This is a genomic window from Enterococcus sp. DIV0086 (assembly GCF_050498705.1).
Taxonomy (GTDB): Bacteria; Bacillota; Bacilli; order Lactobacillales; family Enterococcaceae; genus Enterococcus; species Enterococcus faecalis.
The window spans coordinates 560,688-580,577 of record NZ_JBNIDN010000001.1 but is presented as its reverse complement, the minus strand read 5'-3'; the positions used below and the strand labels follow the sequence as shown (position 1 = coordinate 580,577).

The 19,890-nt window shown below is 36.7% G+C and carries 23 protein-coding genes; 18 read left to right on the top strand and 5 right to left on the bottom strand.

Annotation, left to right across the window (positions count from 1 at the left end):
- Positions 1 to 90 precede the first annotated feature (90 nt).
- From IGI63_RS02760 to IGI63_RS02700, 13 genes are all read left to right on the top strand, one after another.
- Positions 91 to 990 carry an SGNH/GDSL hydrolase family protein gene (locus IGI63_RS02760; RefSeq protein ID WP_429975272.1) on the top strand — a complete coding sequence of 300 codons (900 nt, stop codon included), beginning with the start codon at positions 91 to 93 and terminating at the stop codon, positions 988 to 990.
- Positions 983 to 1,636, top strand: coding sequence for a YpmS family protein (locus IGI63_RS02755; RefSeq protein WP_002377303.1), 654 nt, complete (start codon positions 983 to 985; stop codon positions 1,634 to 1,636). Before IGI63_RS02760 ends, IGI63_RS02755 begins: the two co-directional genes overlap by 8 nt.
- A 16-nt stretch (positions 1,637 to 1,652) precedes the next feature.
- Positions 1,653 to 2,168, top strand: a complete 516-nt coding sequence (gene msrA / locus IGI63_RS02750) for a peptide-methionine (S)-S-oxide reductase MsrA (RefSeq protein ID WP_002365716.1) — start codon at positions 1,653 to 1,655, stop codon at positions 2,166 to 2,168.
- A 5-nt stretch (positions 2,169 to 2,173) separates the two neighbouring features.
- Complete coding sequence (locus IGI63_RS02745; RefSeq protein WP_002357449.1) at positions 2,174 to 2,392, top strand: YozE family protein; 219 nt, start codon at positions 2,174 to 2,176, stop codon at positions 2,390 to 2,392.
- 87 nt (positions 2,393 to 2,479) lie between these two features.
- Entirely contained in the window at positions 2,480 to 3,922 is a 1,443-nt protein-coding gene (locus IGI63_RS02740) for a S41 family peptidase (protein WP_050590288.1), read from the top strand.
- Positions 3,923 to 3,940: 18 nt separating this feature from the next.
- On the top strand, positions 3,941 to 4,495 hold the full coding sequence (gene lepB / locus IGI63_RS02735; RefSeq protein WP_002382369.1) for a signal peptidase I: 555 nt from the start codon (positions 3,941 to 3,943) through the stop codon (positions 4,493 to 4,495).
- 114 nt (positions 4,496 to 4,609) lie between these two features.
- Positions 4,610 to 5,059 (top strand): hypothetical protein, encoded by a 450-nt coding sequence (locus IGI63_RS02730; RefSeq protein WP_002360207.1) that lies wholly within the window; start codon positions 4,610 to 4,612, stop codon positions 5,057 to 5,059.
- A 149-nt stretch (positions 5,060 to 5,208) separates the two neighbouring features.
- A complete protein-coding gene (locus IGI63_RS02725; protein WP_002365712.1) occupies positions 5,209 to 5,577 on the top strand; it encodes a GntR family transcriptional regulator in 369 nt (122 codons plus the stop codon).
- Positions 5,574 to 6,428 carry an ATP-binding cassette domain-containing protein gene (locus IGI63_RS02720; RefSeq protein WP_429975271.1) on the top strand — a complete coding sequence of 285 codons (855 nt, stop codon included), beginning with the start codon at positions 5,574 to 5,576 and terminating at the stop codon, positions 6,426 to 6,428. The genes IGI63_RS02725 and IGI63_RS02720 overlap by 4 nt, the downstream gene beginning before the upstream one ends.
- Position 6,429: 1 nt before the next feature.
- Positions 6,430 to 7,161, top strand: a complete 732-nt coding sequence (locus IGI63_RS02715; protein WP_002369334.1) for a hypothetical protein — start codon at positions 6,430 to 6,432, stop codon at positions 7,159 to 7,161.
- 192 nt (positions 7,162 to 7,353) lie between these two features.
- Positions 7,354 to 8,034 carry an ABC transporter ATP-binding protein gene (locus IGI63_RS02710; RefSeq protein ID WP_429975270.1) on the top strand — a complete coding sequence of 227 codons (681 nt, stop codon included), beginning with the start codon at positions 7,354 to 7,356 and terminating at the stop codon, positions 8,032 to 8,034.
- Complete coding sequence (locus IGI63_RS02705) at positions 8,035 to 9,318, top strand: ABC transporter permease (protein WP_429975269.1); 1,284 nt, start codon at positions 8,035 to 8,037, stop codon at positions 9,316 to 9,318.
- A gap of 90 nt (positions 9,319 to 9,408) precedes the next feature.
- A complete protein-coding gene (locus IGI63_RS02700) occupies positions 9,409 to 10,377 on the top strand; it encodes an NADP-dependent oxidoreductase (RefSeq protein WP_306593707.1) in 969 nt (322 codons plus the stop codon).
- Between the two features lie 78 nt (positions 10,378 to 10,455).
- Here the strand turns inward: IGI63_RS02700 and IGI63_RS02695 are convergent, their stop codons facing one another.
- The 4 genes from IGI63_RS02695 to IGI63_RS02680 all read right to left on the bottom strand — a co-directional run bounded on the left by IGI63_RS02695 (position 10,456) and on the right by IGI63_RS02680 (position 13,395).
- Positions 10,456 to 11,058 carry an alpha/beta hydrolase gene (locus IGI63_RS02695; protein WP_002361880.1) on the bottom strand — a complete coding sequence of 201 codons (603 nt, stop codon included), beginning with the start codon at positions 11,056 to 11,058 and terminating at the stop codon, positions 10,456 to 10,458.
- Between the two features lie 12 nt (positions 11,059 to 11,070).
- On the bottom strand, positions 11,071 to 12,033 hold the full coding sequence (locus IGI63_RS02690; protein ID WP_429975976.1) for a ring-cleaving dioxygenase: 963 nt from the start codon (positions 12,031 to 12,033) through the stop codon (positions 11,071 to 11,073).
- Between the two features lie 10 nt (positions 12,034 to 12,043).
- Positions 12,044 to 12,472, bottom strand: a complete 429-nt coding sequence (locus IGI63_RS02685) for a MarR family winged helix-turn-helix transcriptional regulator (RefSeq protein ID WP_002380343.1) — start codon at positions 12,470 to 12,472, stop codon at positions 12,044 to 12,046.
- A 128-nt stretch (positions 12,473 to 12,600) separates the two neighbouring features.
- The gene (locus IGI63_RS02680) at positions 12,601 to 13,395 is read right to left on the bottom strand and encodes an SDR family NAD(P)-dependent oxidoreductase (RefSeq protein WP_002364009.1); all 795 of its coding nucleotides are present in this window, start codon (positions 13,393 to 13,395) and stop codon (positions 12,601 to 12,603) included.
- Between the two features lie 196 nt (positions 13,396 to 13,591).
- On the opposite strand from IGI63_RS02680, the gene IGI63_RS02675 reads away from it, so the two are divergent.
- Positions 13,592 to 14,344 carry a DUF7006 family protein gene (locus IGI63_RS02675; protein WP_429975268.1) on the top strand — a complete coding sequence of 251 codons (753 nt, stop codon included), beginning with the start codon at positions 13,592 to 13,594 and terminating at the stop codon, positions 14,342 to 14,344.
- A gap of 104 nt (positions 14,345 to 14,448) precedes the next feature.
- A complete protein-coding gene (locus tag IGI63_RS02670; protein ID WP_429975267.1) occupies positions 14,449 to 15,171 on the top strand; it encodes a TraX family protein in 723 nt (240 codons plus the stop codon).
- 59 nt (positions 15,172 to 15,230) lie between these two features.
- Here IGI63_RS02670 and IGI63_RS02665 read toward each other — a convergent pair whose 3' ends face one another.
- Complete coding sequence (locus tag IGI63_RS02665; RefSeq protein ID WP_429975266.1) at positions 15,231 to 16,265, bottom strand: YdcF family protein; 1,035 nt, start codon at positions 16,263 to 16,265, stop codon at positions 15,231 to 15,233.
- Positions 16,266 to 16,547: 282 nt separating this feature from the next.
- On the opposite strand from IGI63_RS02665, the gene ptb reads away from it, so the two are divergent.
- The 3 genes from ptb to lpdA are packed head-to-tail and all read left to right on the top strand — an operon-like array spanning position 16,548 to position 19,885.
- A complete protein-coding gene (gene ptb, locus IGI63_RS02660; RefSeq protein ID WP_429975265.1) occupies positions 16,548 to 17,369 on the top strand; it encodes a branched-chain phosphotransacylase in 822 nt (273 codons plus the stop codon).
- Positions 17,370 to 17,387: 18 nt separating this feature from the next.
- A complete protein-coding gene (gene buk, locus IGI63_RS02655; protein ID WP_429975264.1) occupies positions 17,388 to 18,470 on the top strand; it encodes a butyrate kinase in 1,083 nt (360 codons plus the stop codon).
- 5 nt (positions 18,471 to 18,475) lie between these two features.
- The gene (lpdA, locus tag IGI63_RS02650) at positions 18,476 to 19,885 is read left to right on the top strand and encodes a dihydrolipoyl dehydrogenase (RefSeq protein ID WP_429975263.1); all 1,410 of its coding nucleotides are present in this window, start codon (positions 18,476 to 18,478) and stop codon (positions 19,883 to 19,885) included.
- Positions 19,886 to 19,890 lie beyond the last annotated feature (5 nt).

Here is a 19,890-nt window from a genome sequence, read left to right as displayed (position 1 = left end):
TGGGTCTCACTCTTAAATGAGTAGACGCAACCTCTTTCTAACAAGAAAAGGAAAATTTCTTGTTGGTTTATTTAAAAGGAAGTGACGAAGATGAAAAAACAAACACAGCATATTTTGCTGACCGTCTTAACACCTATCCTCATTGCGCTAGGTGTTTTTACATTGTTAAGTGTGGCCATCCCCAAAGCAAAGCCACTATTAAAGCAAGAGAAAGTGGCCACAACTGCTCAAAAAAATCAAAAAGAAGTCATTCGTTATACAGCAATCGGTGATTCTTTAACTGAAGGAATTGGCGATTTGACGAATAGTGGAGGTTTTGTTCCTATTGTGGCGGATGATTTAAAAGAACACTACAACTTGAACGGTGTTCAAACAGACAATTTTGGGAAAAATGGGGATCGTAGTGATCAAATTTTAAAACGAATCAAAGAGAAACCTGAAATTCAAAAAGGCCTTGCCTCTGCGGACGTGATTACGCTAACGGTTGGCGGAAATGACTTAATGAAAGTAATTAGTAGTAATATTTTCGACTTGAAAGTCAGCTCGTTCAATCGTCCACAAAAAGCCTATCAACGCCGAGTAAGACGACTACTTGAAGAAATCCGAGAGTACAACGAGAAGGCCCCTATTTATGTCTTAGGAATTTACAATCCCTTCTACTTAAACTTTTCCGAAATTACAGAAATGCAAGAAATCGTTGATAACTGGAATCAAGCAACCGAAGAAATGGTTCAAGAGCAAAAACGAGCCTATTTCATTCCTATCAATGATTTACTCTATAAAGGTCGTGGCGATGAAGTTGGCGTAACTGGTGGTGACTCAGAAACTACAGGAAGTAGTGCTAGCAAAGAGGATTTAAACAATTTGTTATATGAAGAAGATCGCTTCCATCCGAATAATCTTGGCTACCAAATTATGGCCGGAGCTGTCCGGGATGAAATGGTCAAGACAGAGAAAGAATGGATAACCAAATCAGAAGGTAGTGAATAAAATGAATGAAGAAAAGCCAAAAACAAGTAAATCAATTAAAAAGACACAACCAACCAATCCTAAACGAAATCCCTGGAAAATCGCTTTTCTTGTTCTAGTGGGTTTAGTCATTGGTAGTGTAGCTTTCGTAACATTTCGAGCAACACAAGTTCGCGAACCAGATTTAAAGAAAATACCAGCAATTGTTGAAAAAGAAGGCGAGCCAGTCGTCACCATTCAGTCAAAAAAACAACAAGTGAACAAACTGATTGACTTTTATTTAGCCGATTTTCAAAAAGGTTCGGAGATCAAATATAAATTTTATTTAGAAAATGATGCTTTATTAAATGGAACATTTCAGGTGTTAGGGCATGACATTCCTTTTTACTTATATTTTGATCCTTACGTGATGGCGAATGGTAATGTACAATTAAAAGCAAAAAGTTTGTCTATAGGAACGTTAGGCTTGCCAATTAAAGAAGTATTGAAATTTGCTAAACGTTCTTACAAACTACCTAAATGGGTTGAAATCAATCCAGATGATCAAACTGTTTTATTACGTTTAGATCAGTTTAGAATGCAAAATGGTCTATTTGTTCGAGCAGAAAAGATTAATTTAGTTGACGATGACATTCGAATGAATATATACTTGCCAAAAGAGAAATAAAAAAGGAGTGTTAGAGATGGAAGAAAAAGCAATTTTTGCAGGTGGCTGTTTCTGGTGTATGGTGCAGCCTTTTGATACACAACCAGGGATTATCTCAGTTGTTTCGGGTTATACAGGTGGGCACGTGCCTAATCCAACATATGAACAGGTTCTAACACACACAACAGGCCATACGGAAGCAGTAGAAATCACTTTTGATCCAGCGATTATTTCTTACGAACAATTAGTGGATATTTATTGGCAACAAACGGATCCTACTGATGCTTTCGGTCAGTTTCAAGACCGCGGCGATAATTATCGGCCAGTTATTTTTTATCGTTCTCAAGAACAAAAAGAAACTGCTGAGAAAAGTAAAGAACGTCTAGCTAATAGCGGCCGTTTTACAGAACCAATTGTTACCACCATCGAACCAGCAGCACCATTTTATCCTGCTGAAGAATACCATCAAGACTTTTATAAAAAAGATGCTTTGCGTTATGGATTGTCCCATCAACGTAGAAGTGAATTTATTGAAGAAAAATGGAGTGATTAATTTACATGAGACGAAGCTTTTACCATTACTTAATGACATTAAAAGGTCCGGCTAAAGATCCTGAAACTGATTTTGCCAATGAAGCGGCCAAAGATATTCAGTTTCCAAAACAAACCGAGGATTATCATGAACTTTCTTCTTATTTAGAAATGAATGCTGACTATTTAAGCAACATGGACATCTTTGATGAGTTATGGGAAAAGTACCTTGAAAACAATAAATAAATCCAGAGGAAAAGCAAACAAAGCTTTTCCTCTTTTTTCATTCATGTTATAGTAAACAAAAGTAGTGACGAATTTGTTAGAAATGAGATGAAATCTATGAAGAACAAACGAACTGTTCCTTTTTATCAATATATTATTTCGCTCCTCTGTGTCGCATTTTTAGCTGGAGGAAGTAGTTATATTTATTTTGATCATCGTGTTAAAAAGATGAGTCAAGAAGGGGCAATTACCAATGCTGATTTAAGCAAAGTGCAGGATTTATATAATGAAATTAGTACCAATTATGTAGGTGAAGTAGATAAAAATGAATTAGTTGAAGGCGCCTTAAAAGGCATGTCTGAAGCCATTGGAGACCCATACTCAACTTATCTAAATGAATCTGCTGCCAATGATTTAAACGAAAGCTTATCTGGTGATTTTGAAGGAATTGGTGCCACTATGACAATGAAAGATGGCGAACCAGTTGTAGCAGAGGCCCCTGTAGCAGATTCCCCAGCTGAAAAAGCGGGAATCAAAGAAGGCGATATTATTGAAAAAGTTGATGGTACAGCTACAAAAGGGATGAAACTAGCAGAAGTCGTCTCAAAAGTCCGAGGAAAAAAAGGAACTTCCGTTGAATTGACTATCCAAAGAGAGGGAGAAACTAAAAATATCTCAATCAAACGTGGGAAAATTCCCGTTAAAACAGTGACTGGTGAGTTAGACAAAAAAGATGCCCAAATTGGCTCGATTAAAATTACGTCCTTTGGTAAAAAAACATATCAAGAATTGAAAGAAACAATCACGAATTTACGTGACAAAGGAGCTAAATCCTTTGTAATTGATGTACGCCAAAATCCTGGTGGACTGCTAGATCAAGCAGAGCGAATGGCCAGTATGTTTTTAAAAAATGGCGAAACAATTGTTCAATTTGAAGACAAAAAAGGACGTACGATGAAAGAAGTTGCTTCCAAAGAATTAGACGGCGGCTTTAAAGTAAAAGAACCTGTTGCAGTTATCATTGATGGCAATAGTGCCAGTGCATCCGAAATTTTTGCTGCAGCACTGCATGAATCTGCGAATGTCCCATTAATTGGAACGAAAACATTTGGCAAAGGAACAGTCCAAACGGTGAAAGATTTAAATGACCAAACCGAAATAAAATTGACTGTTTTAAAATGGTTAACACCAAAAGGTGAATGGATCAACGAAAAAGGAATTGAACCAACCATCAAAGCTGATTACCCCGAGTATGCCTATTTAAAATTGATTCCTCGCGATAAAACGCTAAAAGAAGGAGATCAATCTGAAGATATTCAGAACTTAAATGCTATTTTAGCTGTATTAGCGTATCCTGTTGATGAAAACAATGCAAACTACACCGCAGAAACAAAAGCAGCGGTTAGCGATCTTCAACAGAAAAATGGCTTGCCTGTAACTGGAGAAATCGACAATGAAACAGCCACAAAAATTGAAGCCACTTTAGGTAAATTAATTCTTGAAAATGACGCTGCCTACGATACAGCAGTCAAAGAAATTCAAAAAAACTAGAAAAAAGGTGGCACGAAGTTGAAGAAGAAACGTGATTATGTTGGGTATTTAATGTACTTTCTGAAAATCTTAGTACCAGCAATCGTAGCCGTTTTTATTTTAAGAGGATTTTTCCTGATTCCTGTTCGGGTGGATGGCCATTCTATGCAAAAAACCTTGAATCAAGGAGATATGATTGTGATGGAAAAATTCTCCGCCATTAAACGGTTTGATGTGGTGGTCTTTAAAACAGACACAGGATCGATTCTGATTAAACGTGTGATTGGTTTACCAGGAGAAGCTGTGCGTTACGAAAACGATCAGTTATATGTCAATAATCAGCCAATCGCTGAACCGTATTTAACTAAAAACAGAAAAAAAGATCATGAAACGATGCCTTACACTACGAATTTTGATTCAAAAGAATTGTTAATGCAAGAAAAATTACCTAAAGATAGCTATTTTGTGCTTGGTGATAATCGCCGTATGTCTAAAGACAGTCGTTCTTTTGGTGCAATACATGCAGATCAAATCTTAGGGAAAGCACAATTTGTTTATTACCCACTCACTCATATGAAGATCATTCCTAAATAAGTAAGACCACTAGTTCGTTTATTTAAATAACGACTAGTGGTCTTTTCTAATCTGAAAAATTGTTCTCTTAGCTGAAAAATGTTAAGGTTAAAGTAATGATAGATGTAGGAGGTCATGCAAATGATTAGAAAAACAATTTTAGCAAGTTCTATCTTAGGCGTTGGGTTGCTAATTGGTGCATGTGGGAATCAAACCCAAACTCAAATGAATTCAACCAATACCAGTGAATCATCACAGCCTAAAGTAACCGAATCAAGTCGCAAGTCATCTGAAAGTGCGTCTAATAACGAAGGTGTATCAAGCGATTCTAATAAACCCACAAGTTCCACTACAGAATCAGAAATCTTAAAAGGTCTGGCGGAAGAAAAAACGCTAAAAGAAAAAATCCCGTCCTTAAATCAAACAACGATTAAGAAAGTCACTGATAATGAGTATAAACGCATTCTTGTGATGGAAGAAAAGGCTACAGGAACGACCTATAAAAGTATTTTGATCAAAAAACAAAATCGCTTAAAAATTGTCAACGAAACAACCGATGAATTGTTATACAATGGAACCTTATAAGAACGAAACCATTCAATAAACTCAAAAGTATAGCCATTGTTTTCAAAGAAAAATTTCTTTGGAAACAATGGTTTTTTTTATTGACAAAAGAATTTCTAGGATATATAGTTAGTTGCATAATTAGTTAACCATTTAAGCGAGGTGTAAAAATGGAATTTAATTTTTCGGGGGAAAAGCCTTTATTTCAGCAAGTAGCCGATCAGATTGCCGAAGGAATTTTTAATGGCGCTTACTTAGAAGGCGAACAAATTCCCTCAACCACAGAAATATCAAAAAGTTATCAAATCAACCCAGCCACCGTTTTAAAAGGAATGAATTTATTAGTAGAACGACAGTTGATTGAAAAGAAACGGGGGATTGGCATGTTTGTTTTACCAGGCGCTCAAGAGAGAGTAAGAAGTGCACGGAAAGAAGAATTTTTAAATAAAGAAGTCTTAGAAGTTGTCGCAGAAGCTAAAAAATTAGGGATTACAGCTGAACAATTAAAACAACTAATTGAAAGAGGGTATGAAGCATGAGTTTGCGGGTGGAATCAGTAAGTAAAAAATATCATCAAAAAAAAGCACTAGATAATATTTCAATTACTTTTGAAAAAGAAACGATTTATGGGCTCTTAGGCAGAAACGGGGCTGGTAAAAGTACGTTATTAAATATCATAAATAATCGAAGTTTTGCCACTTCAGGTTCCGTTCAATTGGCGGGAGAAACAGTGACCGATAATGAGACTGCTTTGAATCATATTTACTTAATGAGTGAAGATAATTTATTTCCTCCTCAGTTAAAAATTAAAGATATTTTTAAAACGACTGAAGGTTTTTATGGATCCTTTGACTGGTCTTTAGCCGAACAAATGTTAAGCGATTTTGATTTAGATAGTAAAAAGACATTCAAAAAATTATCAACTGGTTATCGGAGTATTGCTAAACTAATAGTGGCGCTATCCGTCCCCTGTGAGTATATTTTTTTAGATGAGCCAGTCTTAGGTTTAGACGCCAATCATCGGGAATTATTTTATACTTATTTAATTGAGACATACCAAGAACGTCCCCGTACGTTTGTGATTTCCACCCATTTGATTGAAGAAATTGCGAATTTATTAGAAGATATTATCATCATTGATCAAGGAAAATTGATTCGCGCAGAATCCATTGAAACAATTTTGAAAAACGGTCGCATTGTTTCTGGGCCGAAAGAACAAGTAGAGCGCTATACTCAGTCATTGGAAATCTTAGGCATGGACACTTTAGGTGGGGCAGTTACGGCTTACGTGTACGGCGACTTGCCGACTGAAAAAGCAGAGGTTCAAATTGCGCCGCTAAATTTACAAACATATTTTGTACAATTAACCAATAGAAAGAAGGAAAAGTAAAATGAAATTTAAAACAGCTTTGCGGTATCGTGTTATTTATCAAGTCCGTTCCTTAGCAATTTATTTTGGCTTTTATGCTTTGTTCGGCATTCTTTTTCCTCTTATTGGGTTGCTCTTTTCTAACGACGTGAACACTGTCAGCTCTGATGCAGTAATTCCTTGTCTGGTTTTTATGGGGATACTATCATTTTTGGGGATGAACACAGATTTTAAACTGTTTATTCAAAACGGGCTTTCCCGCTGGACAATTTTTTTGGTGAATTTTGTAAGTAATGCTATTTTATCTTTGGTTGGATCCTTGGCTGTACTTGTACTGATTAAAGTATTTAGCGGCAATTTCATTTCTCATTTTCAATTATCAATGAAATTAATTGATGTCTATGCGCAAGGAAACTTTTTCATGTCGTGGTTGCTCTTTTTTATCTTACTAATGCTTAGCGGCTCACTTGGCTTGTTAGCAGGTGTCTTTAATGATCGGATAGATGGCGTAAAAAAACTCATTGTTTTATTGCTGTTATTAATGATTCCTATTTTATTGGGCACGATTGCACAATTAGGGGGAGCACCAATGCGCCTGAGAATGCTCCACATCTTGCAAACAATGGTTGGTTATCAATCCACTGGTTTTACTGTCCTACCACTTCTTCTGACAATCAGTTGCTTTGTTGGTATTAATCTTGGTTTGGCCTATTTATTGAATAAACATCGTGAAATTAAACGCGTAAATGCATAACTAATTAATAAGAACATGTTCAATGAAGTGAATTTGGAACATGTTCTTATTGTTTTAATTGAGAGATACATCGGAAGTACCATGACAAAGGAAAGGGCTTCCGTCAAAATAGAAAGAGAAGAAAGGAGTATGAAAAGAGTAAAAAACTTTGTAAATAAGTAAACGACAAAGAATGAAAAATGGAGGGGTAACATGGCAGTAATTGAAGCAAAAAATATTAAAAAAAGTTATGGAAAGAACGAAACAAAATTTGATGCGTTAAAAGGTGTTGATTTAAAAGTTGAAAAAGGTGAATCTGTGGCCATAATTGGTAAAAGTGGCTCTGGGAAATCAACATTTATGCACATTTTGGCATTGTTAGATCAACCAACTTCAGGAGATATTTATTTAAATGGTAAAAATGTTACTAGTATTAGAAAGAAAGTGCTGAATAAAACGAGAAATGAAGAATTTGGTTTTGTTTTTCAACAATTCTTTATGAATGCCAAGGATACAGTTTTAAATAATGTTCTTTTACCATTAAAAATTGGTGGTATTTCCGGTAGCAAGAGGAAAAAGATGGCTTTAGATGCGTTAAAAGCAGTCGGTTTGGAAGATAAAGTTCAAAACAAAGCGAATAATTTATCTGGTGGTCAAAAACAACGGGTATGCATAGCGCGTGCTTTAGTTAATAATCCGCAAATTATTTTTGCGGACGAACCTACAGGGAATTTAGATTCTGCCACTGGGAAGAAAATTGAAGAATTATTATTTGATTTAAATAAAAATAAAGGAATTACCATAATTATTGTGACACATGATCCAGACTTAGCAGCACGTTGTGATCGGCAAGTTCATGTTCGAGACGGCTTGATTGTAGGAGGAGATGAGTAAATGAAATTTAGAGATATTTTAAAATCAGCTAGTACCAATTTAATGCGTAATAAAGGTCGAACCGTATTGACCATTATTGCAATCTTTATTGGAGCATTTACCATAGCTTTAACTACAGGAGTCAATATTGGTGTAAATGATTATATTGACAAACAAGTCGGCAGTGTCGGTGGTGCAAATCAGCTATTTATTCAGCCAAAAATGGAGATGAATGTTGGTAACGGAACAGAACCAAGTAAATATAATCCAGAGAAAAAAACCAGTACGATTCAACAACAAAGTATGCTTGCTGAAAAAGATATTGAGAAGATTAAAAAAATCTCGGATGTTACATCAGTGGAACCAATGAAATCCGTTGCTATCGATTATATAAAAGGAGCAGATAAGCATAAATATGTATTTTCAGCTACTTCTGCGCTAGATGAGATGACCATTGATTTAGCGGCTGGCCGTAAAGTTTCGCAAACGAGCCAGGACTTCGAAATTAATTTGTCACCAGAATATGTAAAAGCGCTCGGCTATACATCTAGTAAAGCTGCCGCGGGAGAAACAATTCAATTAGGTATCTCAAGTTCCTTGAAAGGACAAGAGCAAGTTATTGAAGCAAAAATTGTTGGAGTTAGAAATGCCAGTGTCATTCAAAATGGGCTCTCGTTGATGAATAAAGCATTGATTGATAAAGTTGTCTCAATCAATCAAGCAGATCTTCCAGAACATTTAAAAAATCAATACGCGATGATTATTGCTGAAGTTAAAAAAGACAGCACGCCAGAGCAGATTAAGGACATCAAAAAAGATTTAGACAAAGCTGGCTATTTAGCGACTACTGTCGAAGATGAAATTGGCATGATTCGTAATATAATCAATGCAATCACTGGTGTTTTAACCATGTTTGGTGCAATTGCCTTGTTAGCTGCAAGCTTTGGCATTATTAACACACTGTATATGTCTGTCCAAGAAAGAACGCGAGAAATTGGTTTAATGAAAGCCATGGGTCTTAGCAATGGGAAAGTCTTTACAATTTTTAGTGTTGAGGCGGCTTTAATTGGCTTTTTTGGCTCAATATTAGGCATTTTAGGAGCTGTTGGGGTTGGAAATTTAGTTAATCGTTTGGCAACGGATTCTTTTTTAAAGGCTTTAACAGGATTTAAATTAATTCAATTTTCATTGCCATCTTCACTAACGATTATCTTAGTTATTATGTTTATTGCTTTTTTAGCAGGAACTTTACCAGCTCGAAGAGCAGCAAAATTAGATCCAATTGAATCTTTACGTTATGAATAATAGACTAAAAACAGCTACTTTCTCTCAATTTAACTAAAGCATATTCTTATATAAAAAGAAGGCAATAGGCGTATACTAAAAGTGTGAAAAATGAAACAAATGAGAGGAAGTTGGTTTATGAAAGCTGTTGTGATTAATCAGTACGGAAGTAAAGAGGTACTTGAAGAAGCAGAAGTAACACTGCCAGAATTATCGGAACATCAAGTGTTGGTAAAAGAATACGCGACATCAATTAATCCGATTGATTGGAAATTGCGTGAAGGATATTTAAAACAGATGTTTGATTGGTCCTTTCCGATTATTCTTGGTTGGGATGTCGCTGGTGTGATTACAGAGGTGGGGAGTCAAGTAACGGATTGGCAAGTTGGCGATAAAGTTTTTGCTCGTCCTGAAACTACTCGTTTTGGTACCTATGCAGAAGTAACGATTGTGGATGATCATTTATTAGCAAAAATCTCTGAAACAATTAGCTTTGAAGAAGCGGCTGCCGTTCCGTTGGCTGGTTTAACCGCTTGGCAAGCATTGTTTGATCATGGTCACCTTAAAGAAGGAGAAACTGTTTTAATTCATGCTGGTGCAGGTGGGGTCGGTACTTATGCGATTCAACTAGCAAAAGAAGCGGGCGCACATGTCATCACGACCGCTAGCGCAAAAAATCATGCCTTACTGAAAAAAATTGGTGCAGATGAAGTGATTGATTATCATACAACGAATTTTGCAGAGGTATTAACTGATGTTGATTTGGTCTTTGATACAATGGGTGGTGAGGTTCAAAAAAATAGTTTTGACGTCTTAAAACCAAACACAGGTCGTCTTGTTTCAATTGTGGGCATTGAAGATAAACAATTGGCAGCCGAAAAAAATATTTCTGCTGAAAGTATTTGGCTTCAACCAAATGGAGAACAATTACAAAAAATTGCTGATTTGATGGCAGCTGGAAAAGTTAAATCAATTATTGGTGAAGTTTTCCCTTTTTCTAGACAAGGGATTTATGATGCACATGCACTCAGTGAAACGCACCATGCAGTTGGTAAAATAGTTGTTCAAATGGCAGAATAAAAAGAAGCTCAGACAGTGAATTATCTTAAAATAGAAAAAGTGGGTTCTAAGTCATTTCGACTTAGGACCCACTTTTTGTTAAGAGGACAGATGTGCCAACCAAGTTTGTGTTTCCTTAATTTCTTGATAAGTTAATTGATGACTTTGTGTCCAAACCTCTTGTACGGTTGCTCCATGATTCTGAAATAGTTGAATCACACGCATACTCTCAGGAAGTGGGACAATCGGGTCATGCTCTCCTAGAGATAATAAAACAGAAGTGTCGGTCAAGTCTGGTTGATTGGTCAATTCAACAGGAAACATGGGATGATAGAGGACAGCTTGATGGTAGCTGTCGGGATGAGTAAGCAATAATTGAATAGCGATATTGGCCCCATTTGAATAGCCAATAAAAATAATTTTATCCAATGAAAATTGATGCTCGTTAGCGGCTTGTTGAATAAACTTATGAAGCGCCTCGCCGCGTTTTTCTAGATCTTCTAAGTCATAATGACCTTCCGCTAGGCGCTTAAAATAACGATTCATTCCATTTTCTGAAACATCACCACGAATACTTAGCACAGTAGCTTGTTTATTTAGTTCTTGGGCAATTGGTAGGAGAGATGTTTCATCACCACCTGTACCGTGAAGTAGCACAAAGACAGGTGCTTCAGGATGTCCTTTTTTAAAAATTGAATGCATGTTTTTTCCTCCTTAGGCTCGTTTTGTATTGAAAGGCTTGATAACACTCTCAATATACTCACGACGGTTTTCTAAAAATGGCGCAAGAGATAACTTTTCTCCTAATGTTTCGTAAGGTTCGTCCCCCATAAATCCTGGTTCATCGGTGGCTAATTCGACTAAAATATGTCCAATGCGAACATATAATGATTCAAAGTAATAACGATCGACATAGCCAGAGTTTTGTAAGCCTAAATGATCAAAGAGCGCTTGCCAAGTCCCAAGTGATTTACGATCCGCTAGGCGGAATGCAACGTGATGTACTTCACCATATCCTTGTTGCGCTTGTGAGCTAGTATCATCGTCTACCAAAATGACTTGGGCACCATTGCCACCTTGGCCAACTTCTAGTAAATAGCGCTTGCCTTCTTGTGCCACTACGTGAAAGCCTAGAATTTCTTCAAAGACTTCTTTGAATTCATGAAAATAGGAAATAGCTATTTCGACAGGTCCTAAGCCATAAATCGCAAATTCTGTTGGAACAGGTCCTTTTTCCCAAGGGATGCCCGCTGCAACGCCCTGATTTAATTCATCAGAGATTAATTGATACGCTTGATCATCAAAATCCCAAAAGCGAAGGATCTTTTTGCCAAATTCTTCAGAAATACCTGTGTGTTTGACCGCAAATTCATTAAAGCGATTTTCATAATAAGTCAAAGCTGCATCTGAAGGAACCCGGAACCCTGTTCTTGAAATTGTATTGGTTCCTTTTAATCCTTTAGGGTTATTGGGAAAATCGAAAAAGGTCATGGTTGTACCTGGTGTACCCAAATCATCAGCAAAATAGGTATGGTAAGTATAGATATCATCTTGATTCACTGTTTTTTTGACTAAACGCATCCCCAAAACGTCTGTAAAGAAGTGATAGTTTTTTTCTGCATCACTTGTCATAGCTGTAACGTGGTGGATTCCTAATAATTGATCTTCTTTTTTCATCATTATTTCCTCATTTCGTTTCATTTGTTATTTTTCGTAAAGTTTTTTGAAGAAGTGTTAATTCTTCGGAAGAGAGTTGTTCAAATGCTTCTGCAATTCGCTTTGCATGCGTCGGGAAAATTTCTTTAATTAATGTTTTTCCAGCTTCTGTTAATTCAACGTAAGTAATGCGTCGGTCTTTTTCACTGGGGGTGCGCGTTACATAGCCTTTTTTATGTAATTGGTCAATAACATAAGTGGTGCTACTGCTAGCGATTAAAATTTTCTCCTTAATTTTTTGGATGGTCTGAGGACCTTTATGGAGTAACAGCTCTAATACTGAAAATTCTGTAATGTTTAAGTCATAACAAGTGACATCTTGCTTGGCAAGTTGCTCTAGTCGATGGCTGGTTCTTAATAAACCGATATAGGCTTTTAAAGCTTCTTGCTGTTGGGTCATTGTTTCACCTCTTTTTATTTCGAATTCGAGATAAATATAACTTACTTTTGGTAAGTAATCAATTAATATGCTTAAAAAGACAGCCAGCAAAAAATGTGAATTTTTGCTGGCTGTCTTTTTTGTTTATTTTAGAAGATTGTTGGAACTAAGCCGCCATCGATTCTTAAGGCTTCTCCTGAGAAAGAAGAAGAATCTGGGCTGGCCACAAAGGTAACAAAACGACCAATTTCTTCTGGTCGAATGAGCCGTTGGATTTGTGAACGAGAACGATGATTTTTCATGAAATCTTTTTCCCAATCCTCTTTGGGAATGTCTGAATCAGCGTACATATCTTCCAACATTTTTTCTACACCTTCGGTAAGGGTTGAGCCAGGCATAACCGTGTTAACGGTGACATGTGTGCCAACAGTTAAGTTAGATAAACTTTTAGCTAAGGAAAGATTCATCGTTTTTGTCATGCTATATTGGGGCATTTCGCCAGAAGGCATCACCGCTTCTTCGCTAGCGATGAAAATAATGCGACCAAAATCTTGTGCAAGCATTTTAGGTAGATAAGCTTTTGCTAATGCATTGCCTGACAACACGTTCACAGTAAAAAATTTTTCCCAAGTGGCGTCATCGATATCCCAGTATTCCATTGGTTCAAAAATCCCCATATTGTTCACTAAAATGTCGACTTTAGGGAATTTTTCAAGCAAAGTAGCTCGTTGACTTTCAATGGAAATATCGGCAGTCCCTGCTTGAGGATGAGTGTCTGGAAACATTGTTTGTATTTCTTTAACAACTTTAGTTACTTCGGCTTCATTGCGCCCATTGATAATGACATCGGTCCCTTCACGAGCCATTTCAATCGCAATTGCTTTGCCAATTCCTTTGGTTGAACCAGTAATTAATGCTAATTTATTCGTTAAGTGTAAATCCATTTAAATCCCTCCAACGTTTGTCTATCTCTAGTGTAGGTCTTTTTCTGGACTTTTAAAAGGAAAAAGTTTTTTCGGCCCGCGAGAAACAAGCCCCAATAATTAATTAACAGCTGAGTTTTCACTTTTTGGGCGTAAAACGAGTAATTATTGTCAGTAAAAAAGCGTCACTTTTTTGATAGAATAACTAGAGACGAAATTGGCTAAGACCAATTTTGTAAAATTGTACATAAAAAAGAAGTGTGGGAATGCTATGAAGAAACAATATTACTGGAATATACCCGATAACTTATTAAACTCGTTAAAACAGCGGAAAAAGTTATACAGCTTTTATAAAAATGAACAAAATAAGGCAAGAGAATTAGTAGAGAATTGTCAGTCGGTTCTTTTTCCTGAATTAGTCGCTTCGCTGAATAAAATAGATGAGCGGATTAAATTATTGATATTCTATCAAAATTTAGAAGATTGTGAGCTTTCAGAAGAAGAAATTATTACTGTGATTGAGCGAGAATATTTTGTGACTTTTTATGAAACAATTGAAGAACCGACCACTGAAATTATTAGTAGTCATTCTATGTATTATTTATTGCAACAGCCGACTAAAGAAATGCTTTGGGATTTAGACTTTAGTAACATGTTAAAACAAGGTCAGTTAGTTGATTTAATGGATTATCAAAAATTGACCAAATGTTATCAAAAGCTGCAGAATCAAGCTAAAAATTTGATTGGAAAATTAAATAAAGAAACATTTTACACATTCTATAGTCAACTTTTATTGATTGATTGCCAATGCAAATTATTAATAGAAGAGGCGCTTCTAAAAGAAGAATCATTGATGACGGTCGATGAATGCTTAATAGCCATTAAGCAAGAAATTCGAAAAATTCATTTTGAACAATTTAAATACCAACATTATTTATTTGAAGATTTATCTTTGCGGTACCAAGTTTAACGAAAGTGACAAAAAGAATGGTTGAATCTAACAAGAATGTTCGTTGTTTTCTGTTATATAAAAAGATATGATAGTTTCTGTAGAAAAAATAAAGGAGACGATTCATGAACGCAAATCGCTTAAAGTTATTGATGATGGGGTTAATGGTTCTTGACCATATTAGTTATTTTGTTCCGCCAGAATGGGCACTGATTTTTCATGTAATTACTCGTTGTGTCGGTGTGTTTTTTGGTTACATGGCTGTAGAAGGGTTCAACTATACACGGAATGTTTATCGTTACAATGGTCGTTTGTATATTTGGGCAGCAATCATGTTTGTTGGAAATACGCTTCTAAATCATTTAGTGAATAATCCAGCTGTCGCTGTTCACAACAATATTTTCTTCACCTTAGCCCTTGGTGTCAGTATGTTAATTGTGACAAAAGCGATGCTAGAGATGCCAAAAATCAGTTTAAAAATTGTTTTATTGATTAGTATATTAGCCATTTTAGGAATAGGAGCAATGTTTGCTGAAGGTGGCGTTGTGATGTTACCTTTTATGTTGATTACGTATCTTGCCAGAAAGAGACTTGTCTTACGGAACTGTTTATATGGTGCATTAGCGCTCTTTTTCTTAGTTACAAGTTTTCAATGGTTGGGAGATTGGCCAACGACAATTGAAATGTTAGCTTATAATTCTGATTTTATGTTTATCACTGTGTTACCATTTATATCGCTTTACAATGGTGAGAGAGGGAGCAAAACACCATTTTTCAAATATTTATTTTACGGATTCTATCCGCTCCATTTATGGCTGATTGCATTGATAGCCAATTACGTTCATTAAACCTTTTTATATTAAAAGAATAAAAACAGCGACTCACAAAAATGTGAGTCGCTGTTTTTTTAGATGGGTAAGATACTGATTCCTAAAAGAAGAGTGACAAGTAGAAAAACAAAAAGCACAATTCGCTTATCATGAACCAGTAAGGCAATGTATTCTCGGATTAGAGCAGTTGGTAAAAAATATAAGGTAGTTGGCGCCCCGACACCTTCAGCTTTTAAGCCGACACGATGGGCATACATAGCTCCTCGTAAGACATGATAGTTATTTGTTGAAAAAATAACAGAGGGTTGTTTAGAATCAGACGGCATCTTTTGCCAATCTGCCTGAATTATTGCTTTAGAAAACAACATATTTTCATAAGTGGTTGTGGATTGGTCCTCCATCAAAATTGCTTCTGCAGGAATATTTTGTGAAAGCAAATATTTTTTCATTGCGAATGCTTCGGTCACAGGTTCGTCAGGACCTTGACCACCGCTGACTACAAATTTAGCGGTGGGATTTTTTTCATAATATTCAATCCCTTTATCTAACCGACTCTTCAAAAGTGGAGGTACTTCCTCGCTACGAATTCCCGAACCTAAAACAATGATATAATCAACCGCTTTTTTTAAAGGAATCATTTGGTACATCCATGAATACAAGACGTAAGCAGCAAATAGAAAGGTCAGCAAAAGATCCATTAACAATAGAAAAAGTAAGAACAGAAAAAGCACATAAGGTATTTGCGCTGTGCCAACTGATAATAAATATAGAAAGGCTGGTAAAGCAATTAATAAGTTCAGCCCTAAGCCCGCCGACAATTTAGCCGTGACACTTTTGCCTTCTTTCGTTTGCATCGTACGTGAGTTAAAAATAAAGTAAAGGCAAATGCCGATAAACACAGCGGGAATTAATAGATAAGCAATGGCCAAAGTAATTAGGTCGCCATTCTTAAAATGTAAATAAATTTTGTCTAGTCCGATAAATAGTAAAGTGACTAATGACAATAAGGTGCCAGAAGCCAGAGTGATACCGCCGAGGATACTGCGGTTATTAATTTTTAATATACCAAATCCTAGTAGGGCGATAAACAAAAAGAATAGTAGTAGTGCCATTTAATTCCTCCTAAAAATAAGTATCTAAAGTATAACATGCTTTAGGATCTGACATAAATAAACAGCTGTGCCGAAGCATAAGTTTTCCTTTCATTCTTAGAAAAGAAGTTTTTTCATGAAAAGTAAATTAGATAACAATTGTTTAGAGAAAGAAAAGCTTGATTTACTAAGCTTTTCCGTCTCTATAAAAAATATTAATAAGGGCATAAAAATTAACAATTTGTATGCGCTTACATACTGAGGTAGATTTAAAGTGTAAAGAAGAAAAAATGAGGTGAGAAAATGATCACTGTTTCAATTGCAGGAGGTTCACAACCAGAGATTTTACAGCTAGTTAAAAAAGCGCTAAAAGAAGCCGAGCAACCGTTGCAGTTTATTGTATTTGATACAAACGAAAATCTTGATACTGAAAATCTCTGGAAATATGTTCATTGCTCAGATGAGGCCGCGGTAGCACGGGAAGCTGTCAGTCTAGTTGCAACTGGTCAAGCACAAATTTTATTGAAAGGAATTATTCAGACCCACACATTACTAAAAGAAATGTTGAAAAGTGAGCATCAATTAAAAAATAAACCGATTCTTTCCCATGTAGCAATGGTGGAGCTGCCTGCGGGAAAAACCTTCTTGTTAACCGATTGTGCGATGAATATCGCCCCCACTCAAGCGACCCTCATTGAAATTGTTGAAAATGCTAAAGAAGTCGCCCAAAAATTGGGACTGCATCATCCGAAAATTGCTTTGTTAAGCGCAGCGGAAAATTTCAATCCTAAAATGCCTTCGTCTGTTTTAGCAAAAGAAGTCACGGCACATTTTAATGGTCAACAAGAGGCTACGGTTTTTGGGCCACTTTCGCTTGATTTAGCGACCTCTGAAGAAGCGGTTGCGCATAAACGTTACAGCGGTCCTATCATGGGGGATGCAGATATTTTAGTGGTCCCAACTATTGATGTTGGAAATTGTTTATACAAATCATTAACCTTGTTTGGGCACGCCAAAGTGGGAGGAACGATTGTTGGCACAAAAGTCCCAGTCGTTTTAACATCTAGAAGCGATTCAACAGAAAGCAAATTCCATTCATTAAGATTTGCCATGAGACAAGTTTAAAAAAAGGAGCAGAAAAAAATGGAAACAGTATTGGTTATTAATCCTGGCTCGACCTCCACGAAGTTAGCGCTTTTTGCTAATCATGATTGCTTGGCAGAAGAAACGCTTAGACATAGCGTCCAAGAATTGGCACCTTTTGAAAATGTTGTCAGTCAAACACCATTTCGAAAACAAATGATCGCGGAATTTTTAGAAACACATAACATCACACAATTAGCCGCTGTCGTGGGGCGTGGTGGTTTGCTTAAGCCTATTCCTGGCGGTACGTATCTTGTCGACCAACAAATGCTAGAAGACTTGCGGACAGAACGCTTTAATACCCATGCTTCAAATTTAGGGGCGATTTTAGCTAATGAGTTTGCAGAAAAATATCACGTGCCAGCCTTTATTGTCGATCCTGTTGTTGTAGATGAGCTACAGCCATTAGCCAGGATTTCCGGATTAAAAGGCATTCACCGGCGTAGCGTTGGTCACGCCTTAAATCAAAAAGCGGTCGCTCGAAAAATCGCTGAGGATTTAGGGAAAACATATGAGCAAAGCAATTTTATCGTTGTTCATTTAGGTGGGGGTATTAGCTTGGGGGCGCATCAAAAAGGCTGCATGGTGGACGTGGTAAATGGGCTTGATGGTGAAGGTCCTTATACGCCTGAACGCAGTGGGGCCTTACCGCTCGTTGAATTTGCGCAATGGATACTTGAACAGGAGTTGACGATTAGCCAAGTGAAAAAGCTAATTGCGGGTAATAGCGGACTTAAATCATACCTAGGTGAAACAGATTTACGGCATATCCAAGCACAAATAGCTGCAGGTGATCAAACAGCAAATTACTATTTAAAAGGAATGTGTTACCAAATCGCAAAAAGTATTGGCGAGATGGCCGTGGTTCTTGAAGGCGCAATTGATGCAATTATTTTAACAGGGGGCGCAGCCTATTCGCAAACCGTTGTTCAAGAAATTAGTCAAAAAGTCACTTGGATTGCACCAATTAAGGTTTACCCAGGTGAAATGGAGATGGCTGCTTTATATGAAGGCGTCAATCGAGTATTAACAGGGGAAGAACAAGCTTTAAATTATAGTGAAGCAAAAATTGAGCAGGAGTGATCAAAATGGCGGAACAAACAGATTTACTGATTTTAGGTGGCGGAACAGGAGGCTATGTAGCAGCAATTCGAGCCGCACAAAAAGGGCTAAACGTCACAATTGTTGAAAAATACAAATTAGGTGGCACTTGTTTGCACAAAGGCTGTATCCCTACAAAAGCTTTATTAAGAAGCGCAGAGGTTTTTGATACCTTAAAACAAGCGGCTTCTTTTGGGATTGAAACAGAGGCAGCGTCCATTGATTTTTCTAAAATACAACAACGGAAAGAAGGAATTGTTGAGCAGTTGCACAAAGGTGTTGAAGGCTTATGCAAGAAAAATAAAATCAAAATTTTAGCAGGCGAAGGTGCAATTTTAGGTCCCTCTATTTTTTCACCAGTCTCTGGCGCAGTGGCAGTTACGTTTAATGATCCAACACGGGAAGAAGAAATTATCGTTCCTAAAAATGTCATTATTGCGACAGGTTCTAGTCCTAAAACGTTACCTAATTTGCCACTGGATGAAGAATTTATCTTATCTTCTGATGGGATGCTTGAATTAGAAGAGCTACCAGAATCAATTGCAATTATTGGTGGTGGCGTTATTGGTGTCGAGTGGGCTTCTTTATTAAATAGTTTAGGTGTCAACGTAACTATCATTGAATTTTTGGATCGGTTACTTATAAATGAGAGTGCAACAATTTCTAAAGAATTAAAGAAACGTTTAGAGCAACGAGGAATTAACATTTTATTAGATAGCAAAGTCCAAGAAGCGAAAGTTACCGGACAAAAGGTTCAACTAGAAGTTGCAGGACAAGAAACCCTCACTGTTGACAAAGTCATGGTAGCAATTGGACGTCAGCCCAATATCAATAAGTTAGGGTTACAGAATACCTCAGTGATATATACTGACAAAGGCATTGAAGTAAATGAATTTTATCAAACCACAGAAGGACATATTTATGCGATTGGTGATTGTATCGATACACTCCAACTAGCACATGTGGCTATGAAAGAAGGAGAGTTAGCTGTTCAGCATCTTTTAGGCGAGACAGTTGAACCTTTAAATTATACAAACGTGCCTCGAGGTGTTTATACAAATCCTGAAATAGCAAGTGTCGGCTATACTAGAGAAACTTTGCCAGCAGAAAAAGAAGTAGTGATTGGCACCTTTAATTTTAATGGTAATGGTAAATCACTTGTTTATGGAGAAACAGATGGCTTTATAGAAGTAATTCGTGACAAGAAGACCGATGATTTATTAGGGGTTTCTATGATTGGGCCACATGTCACGGATTTAATTGCCGAAGCAAGTACTGCCATGTATTTAGATACCGCGCCCATTGAAATTGGTGAAGCAATCCATGCGCATCCAACAATGACAGAAGTATTGCAAGAAGCAGCCTTAGATACTTATGGCTTAGCGATTCACAAATAGAGAAA